Here is a 14089-nt window from a genome sequence, read left to right as displayed (position 1 = left end):
CTATACATCCACTTGCCCGGCCGGGCCTGGACTTTCCTTTTTCCCTAACTTCAAATACAGGAAATAAATGCCGAGCGCCGACAATAACCCTCCTGCAAAAAGGATGCTGCCCAACGCGGCGAACATGGCCATATTGTTTTCTATGACTGCGGCATAGAGGGAGGCATCGGCCATTCCACTATCTTGGTTCTGCAGCCAAGATTCGGCTTTTTTAGCGCCAAGCGAAGGGCTCGAAAAACAGAGGACGAGTCCTCCGACCATCAGCAGCGCCGCTATCCAACCCGTTGCATAGATCTGGTTTCCCGTCACTTTCCTTCTCCTCCTTCCGCTACTGCCCTGCCTGCGACACGGCCTGAAAACAGGCAGCCGCCGAGGAACGTCCCTTCAAGCGAACGGTAGCCATGGACGCCGCCTCCGCCGAAGCCGGCCACTTCCCCAGCCGCGTACAATCCCGGCACCGGCTGCCCGGCCTCGTTGAGCACACGCGCCGATAAATCTGTCTGCAGGCCACCGAGTGTTTTCCGGCTGACGATATTCAGGCGGACCGCGATCAGCGGACCGTTGGCAGGATCAAGTATTTTATGCGGCTTCGCGACGCGGATCAGCTTGTCGCCGATGTATTTGCGGGCGCTCCGCATGGCCGTAACCTGCAGGTCTTTTCCGAATGGGTTGTCGAGCTGGCTGTCGCGCGCTGCAATCTGCTGCCTGACGAGCGATGCATCCAGCAGTTCTTCCCCTGTGAGCCGGTTCATCCCGGCAACCAGTTCATCAAGCGTGTCTGCAATGATGAAATCCTCGCCTTTGTCCATGAAGGCCTGGACCGGCGCCGTCGCTCCCGGCCTTACGCGTGCCAGCACTTGGCGGATGCTTTTGCCGGTGAGATCCGGATTCTGTTCGGAGCCCGACAGCGCAAATTCCTTTTCGATGATCTTCTGCGTCAGGATGAACCAGGAGTAGCTATAGCCGGTTTTCTGGATCGCTTCAAGCGTCCCCAGCGTGTCAAAGCCCGGAAAATTCGGCGCTCCGAAGCGCTCGCCCCGGGCATCTAGCCAAATCGACGAAGGGCCGGGAAGGATGCGGATGCCGTGCCGGCTCCAGACCGGATTCCAGTTTTTGATGCCTTCGGTGTAATGCCACATGCGATCGCGGTTGACGATGCGGCCGCCGGCACTTTCCGCAATGGCCAGCATCCGTCCGTCGACATGGGCGGGCACGCCTGACAGCATTTCATCTGGGGCCATTCCGAGACGGCTCGGCCAGTTTTTGCGGATCAGGTCATGGTTGCCTCCGATGCCGCCGCTCGTCACGACGACCGCTTCCCCTTCAAAACGGAATTCCCCGACCGCTTCGCGTGAACTCGCTTCTCCCCGTTCGGCTGGGCTCGGCGCAAGAATCGATCCGAAGACACCCGTTACAGCTTCACCGTCCGCAGATAGTCCGTCCACCCGGTGGCGCGGCCGGTAATCGATCCTTCCGCTGGCGATATGGGCGCGCACCCGCTTCTCGAAAGGCTCGACGATTCCAGGCCCCGTTCCCCAGACGATATGGAAACGCGGAACCGTATTGCCATGCCCTTCCGCCAAGGAGCCGCCGCGCTCTGCCCAGCCGACAACCGGGAAGAATTTGACCCCGAGCCCTGAAAGCCAGGCCCGTTTTTCGCCGGCTGCGAAATCGACATACGCTTCCGCCCATTTTTTGCCCCAGTAATCCTCGTCCTGCCGGTCGAAGCCGGCCGCGCCCATCCAGTCCTGCCACGCCAGTTCTTTTGAATCGTTGATGCCCAGGCGCCGCTGTTCAGGCGAATCCACTAAAAACAGCCCGCCAAACGACCACCAGGCCTGCCCGCCGAGCGAAGCTTCGGGCTCCTGGTCCAATAAGAGGACCTTTTTGCCGCTGTCCGCTATTTCCGCAGCCGCCACCAATCCGGCAAGCCCTGCGCCTACCACAATCGCCTTGTATTCCATCATTCCATCCCCTTTGGTGATAAGTCGGTCTCTTTCTTTCATCGTAGCAGAAGCGTTTGGGAAATTATAGGTATTTTTTCTTTGTTTTCTGACAACTGTCTTGCGCAATTCGGTCCATTTTTATTGGCCGGATTTCTATGAGCGGTTTTTGGATTTCTATGAGCGGTTTTAGGTTCTCTATGAGCGGTTTTAGGTTCTCTATGAGCAGTTATCAGATTCTATGAGCGCTTTTCGGCCGGCTATGAGCGGCCAGCACGATTCTATGAGCATTCAGCCAAAAAGCTGCAGCTCCAAAAGAAAAAGGCATCACGCCAATTGCACGTGATGCCTGTAAAAGAGGGTAACTGGCCCTCAGGAAACGATGATGCGGTTCTTGCCGCTCTGTTTCGCTTTGTACAATTGGGTATCCGCTAGGTGGAATAATTCCTTGAAGGTTTTGACCGCGCCTGCGCCATTGTCTGAAATGCCGATGCTGATCGTCAGCTCAAACGCTTCCCCTTCTTTGTCGAGCGGCACCGCAGCGAGCGCTTCTGTCAGCTGCTCCGCCTTATGCTTGCCGATTTCCAAGGAAGCGCCCTTCAGGATGATCACGAACTCATCTCCGCCAAAACGGCCGACCAGGTCCTCTTCCCGGAAGATTTGGGAACAGGCCCGGCTGACGAGCTTGATGGCTTCATCGCCGAACAGGTGGCCGTTCTCGTCATTGATCGCCTTGAAGTCGTCGATGTCGAAAACGATGCAGACCAGGTTTTCACGGACGGCTGCGGCTTTTCGGAGCCACTCATCCGCCGTCGTCTCGATATAGCTGCGGTTGTAGAGCCCGGTCAGGAAATCGGTGTTGGCCCGCCGCTCATATTCGGCGATATTGTGCTGGATCTCCATTTTCACTGCCGCCTTGGCCAGTTCGTTGTTGTGGATTTCCGTGAGCAATGCGATGTATTCCTTCTGCACGCTGAACCCGAGCTTGCTGTCGCCGATCAGTTCGCACAGCCGGCACCGTTCTTCCTGGATCCGTTTGAGCTGCTCCAAGTCCTTCAAGCTTTCTGCCATCTCTTTCGCTATCGTATAGGCATCGAAAGCCTCTTCATACTTTTTCTGCTTCGCGAACCACGCACCCTGAAGTTCGTAAAAACGTGTTTTTTCATGAATGAACTCATCCAGCGCCGGACTGCTTTCCATATCTTCGAACAGCTTCTCCGAACCTTTGAAATTCCACAGGCCGATCTGGGCTTCCGCTTTGTTCAATTTCACCTTCAATTTCAGGATCGCGCTTTCCCGTTCATGCAGATCCGCTTCCTGAAGCCCTTTTTCGGCCATTTCCAATGCGGCTGCATGGTTTCCTTCCATTAGAAAGATCCGGCTCAAGCCTATATAGGCATCGCTGACCACATTGTGCTTCTCTAGCCGTTGCCCGAGCGCAATGATGGCTTCTAGCGTTTCTGCCGCTTTTCCTGTATCATTTGTAAACTGGTAAAGTTCAAAAAGGGCATGATGGAGATGGAGCCAGTCGATGCCGTCCCCGGAAGCGGCGCACAATTCCTTATAGGCATTGATGTAGCGGAACGCTTCTTCCGTCTCCCCCGCTTCGAAAAAAACCCTGCCGATGCGCAAATAGGCGGCCATGATCCGGCGGGAATCCTCTGATTCCAAGGAATCTTCCAGAACCTGGTAAGCTGCATGAACTGCTGACCGGTTGCTTCCTTCTACCCGATTTAAGATCGTTTGTTTCTGAAAATAAACAAGATTCCCTTCCGACATAGACCACACCTCCTATCATCGCATTTTAAAAATAGTTAATTTTATCTATTTTTTAATTCTACAACAATTTTACCTTAAAAAACAACTTAGGAAAGCCTTCAGAAAAATAATTAGCAGAAAATTTATCAAGTGCCTCCTATACAAAAAGCCTGTAACCGGAATTCCGGTTTTCAGGCTCTCGTTTTTATGCGGAAAGCGGGTTTATTAGCCCAAATGCTTCCGCTGGAAATTTGAAATGCTTTCATACTCTTCTTTCAGAAGCCGCGACAGGCGGATGTAGATCGGCAGCAGTTCCCGGTAGACCTCGGCGGTTTCTTCATGAGGCGAATGGGTATGCGTCGCACCGATCATATCGGACACGATGCTGAAATCCTCGATTTCCCCGAGGGCATACATGCCCAAAACCACCGCTCCGAGGCAGGAACTTTCAAAGCTCTCCGGGATGATGACCGGTTTGTCGAAGACATCGGCCATCAGCTGCCGCCACATTTCAGAACGGGCAAAGCCGCCGGACGCCTGGATGCGCACCGGATCGCCCGTCAGTTCTTCAACGGCCAGCAGCACCGTGTACAGATTGAAGACGATGCCTTCGAGCACTGCACGGATCATGTGCTGCTTTTTGTGGTGGATGCTCAGCCCGAAGAACGAGCCGCGGGCGTTGGCGTCCCAAAGCGGCGCGCGTTCCCCTGTCATGTACGGATGGAACAGCAGCCCATCCGCTCCCGGATTGACATTTTCAGCGATTTTCGTCAACACGTCGTAGGGGTCGATGCCGAGCCGTTTCGCGGTTTCCACTTCCGAAGTCGCGAATTCATCGCGCAGCCAGCGCAGCACGATGCCGCCGTTGTTGACCGGGCCGCCGACCACCCAATGGCCTTCCGTCAGCACATAGCAGAATGTGCGCCCTTTCGGATCCGTCTTCGGCACAGGCGAAACGGTGCGGATGGCGCCGCTCGTGCCGATCGTTACAGCGATGACGCCGGGGTCGATGGCATTGACGCCAAGGTTCGACAAGACGCCGTCGCTTGCCCCGACGATGAACGGCACATCGGCCCGGATGCCCATGAACGCTGCGTATTCCGCTGACAATCCCGCTATCTGATGCGTTGTCGGCACGAGGCGCGACAGCTGCCTTTCCGTTATTCCGGCTACGCGGAGCGCCCCTTCGTCCCAGTCCAGCCCTTCCAGGTTGAACAGGCCGGTTGCCGAGGCGAGCGAGTGGTCGATGACGTATTCACCGAACAGCTTATGGAAAATAAATTCCTTGGTGCCGATGAACTTTTGAGCTCCTTCAAAAATCGCCGGTTCTTCCTCTTTTAGCCACAGTAGTTTTGCCAGCGGCGACATCGCATGGATCGGCGTTCCGGTGCGCAGGTAGATGGCATGTCCGTCCAGTTCCTCCTTGATGCGCTTCGCGTGCTTGGCGCTCCGGGTGTCCGCCCAGGTGATGCTTTGAGTTAAGGGCTCCCCGCTTTTGCCGATGGCGATCAAGCTGTGCATCGCCGAGCTGAACGACACCAGCTTCAGCGCATCCGCCGGAATGCCGCTTTTGCGGACTGTTTCCCTGACGGAAGTCAGCACCGCCCGGAAAATTTCCTCCGGGTCCTGTTCTGCGACCAATTGGTTCGGCGTGTGGAGCGGGTAGAAGACGGTCTCGCATTCCACGACGCCCCCTTGTTTATCGAATAAAACCGCTTTGGTCGAAGTGGTTCCGACGTCCACGCCCAGGTAATATGATTTCTCAGGCATGCTAGCCCTCCTTTGGAGAATATAAGAAAAATAGCAATTTTAGAAGCTTGCTTTACAGGCAATGAATAGGTTGTTTTTATTTCCGCTGCAGGCGGACGCGTTCCGCGGGCTCGCGCCGAGCCGCTTCGTTGCTCCTGCGATTACTCGTCGCAAATTGAAAAAACATTCGCTTCGCGACTCCAGGGTCTCGGCTGCTTCGTCGCTTACGCTGCCCCGCTGGAGTCGCCGCCTTACGCTCTAATCAGTTTCTTTAAGTTATAACTTTATAGATAAACTGAAAAAGAAAAAGGAACTTCTCCTTTTTCTTTTCCCGTTTTATTAGATGAAGAAGCTTATGATGAGCACGACGACGAAACCGGTGAGGCCGATGATGGTTTCCATGACCGTCCACGATTTCAGTGTGTCTTTGACGTCCATGCCGAAGTAGCGGTTGACCAGCCAGAAGCCGGAGTCGTTGACGTGCGAAAGCACGGTTGCACCGGATGCGATGGCGATAACGATCAAGCCGAGTGCCGGGCCCGTCATGCCGACCATTTCAAGCAGCGGTGTAATCAGGCCGGCAGCTGTGACCATGGCAACAGTTGCCGAACCTTGCGCCACACGGACAGCGGTCGCGATGAGGAACGCGAGAACGATCGGCGGCAATGCCGAATCGCCCATCATGTCGCCCAGTACTTCACCGACGCCAGAGTCAATCAATACTTGTTTGAAGACGCCCCCGGCGCCTGTCACCAGGATGATGATCCCGGCAGGTTCAAGCGATTTCGTTGCGATGTCTTGGACTTCCTGGCGTGTATAGCCGCGTTTTGTCCCCAACAGGTAGAACGTCAGCAAAGTCGCAATCGTCAATGCGACGAATGGATGGCCAAGGAAAGTGAAGATATTGCGGATGGTGTTCCCTTCTTCGAGCAGCACCCCTGTTACGGTGTTCAAAAGGATCAGAACAAGCGGAATAAGGATCAGCGCCGTGACCATGCCGAAGCTTGGCAGCTCCTTGTCGTACTCGCGCTCTTCCATTTCCATGTAATCCGGAATCTCCAGATGGATTTTCTTGCCTATGTACCGGCCGAAAACTGGACCTGCGAGAATCATGGCAGGAATCCCGGCAATCGCACCGAACAAAATGACCCAGCCGAGTTCAGCATTGACCAGCTGCGCGACCGCAATCGGCCCCGGTGTCGGCGGGATGAAGCTATGTGTTACCGCAAGGCCCGCTAAAAGCGGAATCCCGTAATGCAAGAGCGATTTGCCGGTCTTGCGCGCCAATCCGTAGACGATCGGGACGAGGATGATGAAACCGACATCGAAAAATACCGGGATGGCAACGATGAAGCCGGTGATGCCGAGCGCCCATGTCGCTTTGTCTTCCCCGAATTTATTGATCATAGTAGCGGCAAGGCGCTCTGCCCCGCCGGAAACTTCAAGCATCTTCCCGAACATGGCGCCAAGGCCGACTACGACTGCGACAAAGCCGAGCGTGCCGCCCATGCCGTTCTGGATCGATGTGATGACTTCGTTAAGCGGCATGCCCGCCGCGATGCCCACCAGCAAACTGACGAGCAAAAGTGCGACAAATGCATGCAATTTCGTGCGGATGACTAAAAACAATAATAGAAAAATCCCTGCAAGTGCGACCAAAATCAACGTTGAACCTGACAAATTGTCTCCTCCTCTTTGTGCAACCCCATTGTGTGCCTGTTATTTCTTTTCGACTGCGTGCCCGCCGAACTCATTGCGCAGCGCAGCGACGACTTTCCCTGTGAACGTATCGTCTTCGAGTGAGCGGTAGCGCATCATCAGCGAAAGCGTGATGACCGGTGCCGGCACGTTCAAATCCAGTGCCGTTTCGACCGTCCATTTCCCTTCGCCGGACGAATGCATGACGCCGCGGATGCCGTCGAGCTTCTCGTCTTTTGAAAAGGCATTTTGCGTCAGCCCCATCAAGTACGAGCGGATGATGCTGCCGTTGTTCCAGACCCCTGCCACTTTTTCATAATCAAAATCGAAATTGCTTTTGTTGAGGATTTCAAATCCTTCTGCGATGGATTGCATCATGCCGTACTCGATGCCGTTGTGGACCATCTTCAGGAAATGCCCGCTTCCGGCTTCACCGGTGAACAAATAGCCGTTTTCCACCGAGATGTCCTTGAACAGCGGTTCGATGTCCTTGAATTTCTCTGCGTCTCCGCCGATCATCGAGCAGATGCCGTGGCGCGCGCCTTCAGTTCCGCCGCTTGTCCCGCAGTCAAACAGGTAGATGCCCTGCTCCTTCAGCTCTGCCGCACGGCGGATGCTGTCCTTGAAATTCGAATTGCCGCCGTCGATGATGGCGTCGCCCGCTTCGAGAAGCCCGGCCACTTGGGCCATCACCGTCTCTGTCACTTCGCCGGCAGGCACCATCAGCCAGACCGTGCGCGGAGCCAAAAGTTTGCTGATCAGCTCTTCTATAGAAGAAGCTTTGGTGAAACCGCTTTCTTCAACAGCCGCATGGCTGTCATAGCCGAACACTTCATGGCCGTGGTCGTTCAAGTTCAGTGCCAGGTTCAAACCCATCTTTCCTAAACCGATCACTCCGATTTGCATAATAAAACCTCCTGTGGAATAAAAGAATATTTTTCCGTATTGGTTTTATTATATCGAATATTTTTTCTTACGCAACATGTTATTCTAAGGAAAGTGAAATAACCGATACAGAAATGAGGCAGACCCCTATGAAAGAGCAGCAATTTGCGCTGGCAGCGGTGCGCGGCAGCTACCGCATTTTCAGCGATAAAGAGAAAAAGATTGCAGATTTCGTTCTGAATGACCCGAAAAATATCATCCACCTGACCATCAGCCAGATTGCCGACGAGCTCGGATTGGCGGAGTCGACGATTTTCCGCTTCTGCCAGCGGATCGGCTTCAAGGGGTTCCAGGCGTTTAAAATTTCGCTCGCGGCGGAAGTCGTCACGCCGCTGAAGGATATCCATGAACAGATTGAAGAAGGTGACAGTGTAAGGAGCGTCACTGAAAAAGTGTTCCGCTCGAACCTCAAGACGCTTGAAGACACGCTGCAGATTGCGGACGCCGAAGCGATGGAGGGGGCAACCCAGGCTGTCCTGAAAGCGCGGAAAACCGAGTTTTTCGGCAACGGCGGCTCGGCGATGATCGCCATGGACGGCTATCATAAATTCATCCGCCTCGGGCTGTCCGTATCGATGAACCTCGATTCCCATATGCAGCTCATGGCGGCTTCCCAGCTGCAGGCCGAAGACGTCGCCATCGTCATTTCCCATTCCGGCTCCACGACCGATGTTCTGGATGTCCTTCGCATCCTGAAAGACAAAGGCGTCACCATCATCTGCGTCACGAATTTCGCAAAATCGCCGCTGTCCAAGGACGCCGACATTGCCCTTTATACCGTTTCGGAAGAAACCGATTTCCGTTCGGAGGCCCTTTCTTCCCGCATCGCCCAGCTCAGCCTGATCGATGCGCTGTACACCAATTTGATGATCGCCCGCGGCGACGAAGGCAAAAAGGCGCTGCAGGACATGCGCGAAGCGATGTCGCACAAGCGGCTTTGATGCAGAAAAACCGGCACAGGAGAATCTCCTATGCCGGTTTTCTAATTTTCAATCGCTCGGTCTTTTTGAACCGAGCTGAGCATGCCCATTGCAGCAGCGATGCCGAGCATGCCCAACGAGACGGCGATAACAATTGCCTGAACCGTGAAAAAATGTGCAGCGGCGGCGAGCGTTGCTATCGCCGCCAGGATGCCGATAGCCTCAACGAGGGCGAAGAGGCTGACGAACCTTCCCATGATGGCAGCCGGGATTTCTTCCTAGCAAAATGTCTGGAATCCGGTGTTGGCGAATCCCAAGGCAAATGCCAGGATGAAAAATCCGGAAGCGGCTGCGGCAAATGTGCCAGAAAATGCATAAAGAAGATAGCCGAGCGCCGTGCCGAAAGTTCCGGCACCCAGCAGGAACGGGACGGCAAGCCGGTCGGCGACTGCCGCATTCAGCAGCGCACCAGTGAGGATACCGGCTCCCGCTGTACTGACCAGGACGCCGTACTGGCTGTCTGACAGCCCCAATACAAGGGTGGCAAACGACACTTCAAGCGAGTCCAAAGCAGTGGCCATCACCATGAATGCGATGAAAACCACATACACTCCCGTTACGTAGCTGTTGCTTCGGCTGCAGCGCTGAACTGTCTGCCAATCTCTTTTGATTGTCTCAAGCGACATTTTTTCGCTGCCGCCGCTTGCCTCGTCCTTTTCAAGGTCCGGAAGGCATATTGCCAAAATCCCGGCAAACGCAAGTGCTGCTGCATTGATCCAGATGGCAAATTCCGGCGGTCCGATGGCCAGCAGCAGACCGGCAGCGGCTGGCCCCACCAAAAAAGCACCGGACGTAGCCAGGCTGCGGAGCGCATTGAACCGCTTCCGCTGTTCCGGCGCCAGCAGCATCGTGACATACGCCATCGCAGCCGGCTCGAAAACGGCTCCAGCAATGCCAAGGATGAAAACGGCCAAGTAGATCACCAGCAGCGAATCGGCAAAAGGCAGCAGCACGACGATTGCCGCCCGGAGCACATCCAAAACAACGAGCAGCCTCCGTTTGTTCCTGCGGTCGATCAAACTGCCGGACCAGAAACCGGTCGCCAAGACAGCCGCGGGGCCGATCATATACAATACAGCCACTGCAAGAGGCGATCCGCCTGCGAGCTCCAGCACGGTAAGGTTCAGCGCAATCAGGTAAATCCATGCGCCGGCGTTCGAAATGCCTATGGCCAAAAGCAAAATGGCCGGGTCCTTCCATTTCTCCATTTCCAGCCCTCCCCGTTTTCGGTTTTTGAACACAAAAAATCCCACCCCCAAGACAATTGTCTTGGAGGCGGGATGTGAAATCGCGGTGCCACTCCAGTTGTGCGGCCATGTCGCCATGGAAGCCTCATCAAGTACGGCGGCCTGAACCGCTTATACTTTTGCTCTGTAACAGGAGCGCCTGTTGCGCCATCTTCGGTTCGGATTCCGGCGCACTGCTCGGAGGCTTGGTTCAATGGGGCGTACCTGCCCCTTCCCATCCTTCGGGGCTTTCTTGGAGAAACGCGGCCATCTACTCTTCTCGTCATCGCATTTGATTTTATTTACAATAGCACTTCAGGGATTTATTGTAAATGGCTTTTTTGCTTCGCTTTCAGCGGAATCCAGATTTCCGAATAGGAATCCGGCTGGTAGGCGTCTTCCTGCGGATACACTTCAAGCTCCGGCGTCCCGGCATATTCATACGGGTTTGACGGGAACCATTCCGAGAAGATTTTCTTCCAGGCGTCCTGCATCGCATCGGGCATCGGCCCGTGCACTTCAAATACGCCCCATTTCGAAGCGGGGATTTCCATCGCCTCAAAGCCTTCCGGCGCTTCCTGGCCGGTTTCTGCCGCAATCCAGTAATCCATTAAGCCGCCTTCCTTGCCGATGCAGACGCCGAGAACGCCTTCGATTTGTCCGTCATTCAGACGGAACAGCCGTTCATCCGTCCCGTCTGCGAGCGCTTTTTGCCACATGGCCGGAATCCCTTTCAAATTGCCATCGTCCTGGGTCGAAAATTCCCGCTTTACCCCTGCCACTTTAAAGCCGGCCCGTTCCACAATTTTGTACTTCATCGGTTCTGCCCCTTTCAGACTCACCTGGATCACCAGGCGGTTGTAAGATTTCAGGCTGCCCAAATGCTTCCGCGCGTCGGTCGGCGCCATGCCGTGTTGGCGGCGGAAAGCTTTGGCGAAAGCCTCCGGAGTGTCATAGCCGTACTTCAGGGCGATGTCGATGATTTTCATGTCGGTGCTGACCAATTCATGGGCGGCAAGCGTCAAACGCCGGCCCCGAAGATATTCGCCAACCGACATATCCGTCAAAATGGCGAACGTCCGCTGGAAGTGGAACACCGACGAATTGGCTTTCGCCGCAATCTGATCGAGCCCGATCGGTTCCTCCAGATGCTCTTCCATGTAGTCGATCGCCCGCTGCAATGATTCCACCCATCCCATACCGCTCACTCCCTGACTTTATTTTATTCCCATGAAGGCTTGCGTTCCTGTCCGCAAATGCTCTCTTTGGACAGCGTATTATTTGCAGATTTCTTCAGCCTCATCCATACTTTTATCATAATGTTAGATTGTTCAAAATACTATTTGAATTGGGGGCCGCTTTTTATGGAACATCTACAGGATACAATCACTTTGCACAATGGCGTCAAAATGCCGTGGTTCGGTCTCGGGCTGTCCGGGGCAGAAGACGGTCCCGAAGCGGCAAATGCGGTAAAAAACGCGATTGTCCATGGCTATCGGAGTTTCGATACGGCCTCGCTTTACGGCAATGAAACCGGTGTCGGCCAAGGGGTCCGTGAAGGGCTCAACGAAACCGGCCTGGCGCGTGAAGACCTGTTCATCACCTCGAAGGTTTGGAATTCCGACCTCGGCTATGAATCCGCGCTGGCTGCTTTTGAAAAGAGCCTCAAGAAACTTGGCCTCGATTATCTCGACCTGTACTTGATCCACTGGCCGGTCGAAGGCAAATTCAAAGATGCCTGGCGCGCGCTGGAAACCTTGTACAAGGAAGGCCGTGTCAAAGCGATCGGCGTCAGCAATTTCCACATCCATCATTTGGAGGAACTGCTGAAAGACGCAGAGATCAAGCCGATGGTCGACCAGGTCGAATACCACCCGTTCCTGACGCAAAAAGACCTCCATGAATTCTGTAAATCCCAAGGCATCCAACTTGAAGCCTGGTCGCCGCTCATGCAAGGCGAACTGCTCGAGGAGCCGCTGCTTGTGGAGATTGCCTCCAAACTTGAAAAGACCGTGGCGCAAGTCATCCTTCGCTGGGATTTGCAAAACGGCGTCGTGACCATCCCGAAATCGACCAAGGAATTCCGCATCATCCAGAATTCCCAAATCTTCGATTTCGAGCTTACCGAAGATGACATGGAGCGCATATCCGCATTGAATGAAAACCGCCGCGTCGGGCCCGATCCGGATAATTTCGATTTCTGACAAAAGGGACTGTCTAAAAAGGGCTGCTGTCCATTGCGGCGGACGCTTTCCGCGGGCTTGCGCCGAACTAACTCGGACTCGCGTCCGAGTGGATTTCGGCACTTCGCTGTCCCGCTGGAGTCGCCGCCTCCATTCCCAGCAGCCATTATAGGATTAAGAAAAAGTCAGAGGAGGAAAGCATTACTTTTTCTCCTCTGACTTTTCGTTTTGGGCTTTTTGGACAGCCCCTTCTATTTTATTTGTTCGATAAGCAAATAGAATCCGGTAAACAGCAAAATCGCATACGTAACAAAGCGGAATGTCCGTTGGTCGATCTTTGTGAACAAGCGCTGGCCCACATACAGTCCCGCCAATACGAGCGGAAGCGCCAAGCCGCTGGAAATCCATACGGTTTTATTGGTGCCGGCAAAGAAGATCTGCAGGGCCAAGCTAACCGAGTAGATGACCAAGTAAAAAGCGAGTGTCGTGCCGCGCAGCTTTTCCTTCCTGGTATCCGTCCCTGAAAAATACAGCAATAGCGGCGGCCCCGGCATACCGATGCTGGTGGTTAAACTTCCGGACAGGCCGCCAAACACGAAATCCCGCCGGTCTGTCTGACGGATGCGGAAAGATAAAATCAGCAATGCAGTAAGCAGTAGAATGACGATGCTGACCGCCAGTTTCAGCCCTTCCAAGTTCGCCCACAGAAAAACCGCAATCCCGGCCGGCATGCCGGCGATGCTTCCGGCAATCAGCCTTTTCAGGACCGCTCTGTCGATGTCGGAACGGATTTTTAATATCAGCGCTCCTGAAATGACAAGCGATAGGATCAGATTGATCTGGATGGCGTCCCCGACACTGAAGAGCAGCAGCAGGAACGGCGTCGCCAGTATCGAAAAGCCGAAACCGGTGCTGGTCTGCAGAACTGAAGCTATCAGAATGATGACAATGAACAAAAATACTTCCATTTAAACACCCGCTTACATAAAGACCTATCCCCGATTCTAGCACAGTGCGGCAACCCTTTTAATGGCGCTTCGCTGAAAACTCCCTTTTCAATATGGAATACATCGCCAGGTCGACAAACTCGCCCTTGATGACCATATGGTCGCGCGCCACGCCCTCGAGTTTCATGCCGAGCTTCTCGGCAAGCCGGCGGGATTGGGCATTTTCCAGCATGATCGGAGCTTCTATTTTGTTCAGCTCCATCTCTTTGAAGCCAAATGCCAGCAGTCCGTCGGCAGCTTCCTTCATCAATCCCTGTCCCCAGTATTCATGCGAAAGCGTATAGGCTATTTCCGCTTTGGACCGCTTGGGCTGCCAACTCACATAGTCAATAGTTCCGATCATCTTCCCGGTTTGTTTCAGTTCAATCGCCCATGTCAGTTTTTGATACTGGTCGTATGAGTCGAGTATGAACGCCAGAAACCCTTTCGTCTCTTCAATCGTTTTATGTACATCCCAAGGCATGAAGCGGGAGACGGACGGTTCGGACGCATACCTGAACAAGTCTTCCGCATCTTCCATCACCAGTTTCCGCAGAAGCAGCCGCTCCGTTTCGAGTGCCGGCACGTTCCTGTAAATTTCTTCTCTTTCCATTATATTTC

General features: G+C 54.2%; 13 protein-coding genes. 2 read left to right on the top strand and 11 right to left on the bottom strand.

Annotation, left to right across the window (positions count from 1 at the left end):
* The 6 genes from ACTL32_RS04145 to gnd all read right to left on the bottom strand — a co-directional run bounded on the left by ACTL32_RS04145 (position 1) and on the right by gnd (position 8054).
* The gene (locus tag ACTL32_RS04145) at positions 1 to 309 is read right to left on the bottom strand and encodes a hypothetical protein (protein WP_441340268.1); all 309 of its coding nucleotides are present in this window, start codon (positions 307 to 309) and stop codon (positions 1 to 3) included.
* Positions 306 to 1964, bottom strand: coding sequence for an FAD-binding dehydrogenase (locus ACTL32_RS04140; RefSeq protein WP_441340678.1), 1659 nt, complete (start codon positions 1962 to 1964; stop codon positions 306 to 308). Before ACTL32_RS04140 ends, ACTL32_RS04145 begins: the two co-directional genes overlap by 4 nt.
* A 351-nt stretch (positions 1965 to 2315) precedes the next feature.
* Entirely contained in the window at positions 2316 to 3722 is a 1407-nt protein-coding gene (locus ACTL32_RS04135; RefSeq protein WP_441340267.1) for a tetratricopeptide repeat-containing diguanylate cyclase, read from the bottom strand.
* A 204-nt stretch (positions 3723 to 3926) separates the two neighbouring features.
* Entirely contained in the window at positions 3927 to 5471 is a 1545-nt protein-coding gene (gene gntK / locus ACTL32_RS04130; protein WP_441340266.1) for a gluconokinase, read from the bottom strand.
* A gap of 318 nt (positions 5472 to 5789) precedes the next feature.
* The gene (locus tag ACTL32_RS04125) at positions 5790 to 7130 is read right to left on the bottom strand and encodes a GntT/GntP/DsdX family permease (RefSeq protein ID WP_441340265.1); all 1341 of its coding nucleotides are present in this window, start codon (positions 7128 to 7130) and stop codon (positions 5790 to 5792) included.
* A gap of 39 nt (positions 7131 to 7169) precedes the next feature.
* Positions 7170 to 8054, bottom strand: coding sequence for a phosphogluconate dehydrogenase (NAD(+)-dependent, decarboxylating) (gene gnd / locus ACTL32_RS04120; RefSeq protein ID WP_441340264.1), 885 nt, complete (start codon positions 8052 to 8054; stop codon positions 7170 to 7172).
* A 128-nt stretch (positions 8055 to 8182) separates the two neighbouring features.
* On the opposite strand from gnd, the gene ACTL32_RS04115 reads away from it, so the two are divergent.
* Positions 8183 to 9034 (top strand): MurR/RpiR family transcriptional regulator, encoded by an 852-nt coding sequence (locus tag ACTL32_RS04115; RefSeq protein ID WP_441340263.1) that lies wholly within the window; start codon positions 8183 to 8185, stop codon positions 9032 to 9034.
* Positions 9035 to 9075: 41 nt separating this feature from the next.
* Here ACTL32_RS04115 and ACTL32_RS04110 read toward each other — a convergent pair whose 3' ends face one another.
* The 3 genes from ACTL32_RS04110 to ACTL32_RS04100 form a co-directional block, all read right to left on the bottom strand.
* Positions 9076 to 9270, bottom strand: a complete 195-nt coding sequence (locus ACTL32_RS04110; protein ID WP_441340262.1) for a hypothetical protein — start codon at positions 9268 to 9270, stop codon at positions 9076 to 9078.
* 21 nt (positions 9271 to 9291) lie between these two features.
* The gene (locus tag ACTL32_RS04105; protein ID WP_441340261.1) at positions 9292 to 10281 is read right to left on the bottom strand and encodes an MFS transporter; all 990 of its coding nucleotides are present in this window, start codon (positions 10279 to 10281) and stop codon (positions 9292 to 9294) included.
* Between the two features lie 341 nt (positions 10282 to 10622).
* Positions 10623 to 11498 (bottom strand): effector binding domain-containing protein, encoded by an 876-nt coding sequence (locus ACTL32_RS04100; RefSeq protein WP_441340260.1) that lies wholly within the window; start codon positions 11496 to 11498, stop codon positions 10623 to 10625.
* Positions 11499 to 11663: 165 nt separating this feature from the next.
* On the opposite strand from ACTL32_RS04100, the gene ACTL32_RS04095 reads away from it, so the two are divergent.
* Positions 11664 to 12503 (top strand): aldo/keto reductase, encoded by an 840-nt coding sequence (locus ACTL32_RS04095; protein WP_441340259.1) that lies wholly within the window; start codon positions 11664 to 11666, stop codon positions 12501 to 12503.
* 230 nt (positions 12504 to 12733) lie between these two features.
* Here ACTL32_RS04095 and ACTL32_RS04090 read toward each other — a convergent pair whose 3' ends face one another.
* Entirely contained in the window at positions 12734 to 13450 is a 717-nt protein-coding gene (locus ACTL32_RS04090) for a sulfite exporter TauE/SafE family protein (protein ID WP_441340258.1), read from the bottom strand.
* Positions 13451 to 13508: 58 nt separating this feature from the next.
* Positions 13509 to 14081, bottom strand: coding sequence for a GNAT family N-acetyltransferase (locus tag ACTL32_RS04085; protein ID WP_441340257.1), 573 nt, complete (start codon positions 14079 to 14081; stop codon positions 13509 to 13511).
* Positions 14082 to 14089 lie beyond the last annotated feature (8 nt).

The organism is Planococcus sp. FY231025 (genome assembly GCF_052078085.1).
Lineage (GTDB): Bacteria > Bacillota > Bacilli > Bacillales_A > Planococcaceae > Planococcus.
Note: the sequence above shows the minus strand (reverse complement) of the source record. Positions and strands in the feature narration are given on the sequence as shown.

What these genes read in the sequence shown, in the direction of transcription:
- ACTL32_RS04140 (WP_441340678.1), bottom strand. Translation starts at nt 1,964, where the DNA reads ATGGAATACAAGGCGATTGTGGTAGGCGCAGGGCTTGCCGGATTGGTG.
- ACTL32_RS04135 (WP_441340267.1), bottom strand. Translation starts at nt 3,722, where the DNA reads ATGTCGGAAGGGAATCTTGTTTATTTTCAGAAACAAACGATCTTAAAT.
- gntK (WP_441340266.1), bottom strand. Translation starts at nt 5,471, where the DNA reads ATGCCTGAGAAATCATATTACCTGGGCGTGGACGTCGGAACCACTTCG.
- gnd (WP_441340264.1), bottom strand. Translation starts at nt 8,054, where the DNA reads ATGCAAATCGGAGTGATCGGTTTAGGAAAGATGGGTTTGAACCTGGCA.
- ACTL32_RS04115 (WP_441340263.1), top strand. Translation starts at nt 8,183, where the DNA reads ATGAAAGAGCAGCAATTTGCGCTGGCAGCGGTGCGCGGCAGCTACCGC.
- ACTL32_RS04110 (WP_441340262.1), bottom strand. Translation starts at nt 9,270, where the DNA reads ATGGGAAGGTTCGTCAGCCTCTTCGCCCTCGTTGAGGCTATCGGCATC.
- ACTL32_RS04105 (WP_441340261.1), bottom strand. Translation starts at nt 10,281, where the DNA reads ATGGAGAAATGGAAGGACCCGGCCATTTTGCTTTTGGCCATAGGCATT.
- ACTL32_RS04100 (WP_441340260.1), bottom strand. Translation starts at nt 11,498, where the DNA reads ATGGGATGGGTGGAATCATTGCAGCGGGCGATCGACTACATGGAAGAG.
- ACTL32_RS04095 (WP_441340259.1), top strand. Translation starts at nt 11,664, where the DNA reads ATGGAACATCTACAGGATACAATCACTTTGCACAATGGCGTCAAAATG.
- ACTL32_RS04090 (WP_441340258.1), bottom strand. Translation starts at nt 13,450, where the DNA reads ATGGAAGTATTTTTGTTCATTGTCATCATTCTGATAGCTTCAGTTCTG.
- ACTL32_RS04085 (WP_441340257.1), bottom strand. Translation starts at nt 14,081, where the DNA reads ATGGAAAGAGAAGAAATTTACAGGAACGTGCCGGCACTCGAAACGGAG.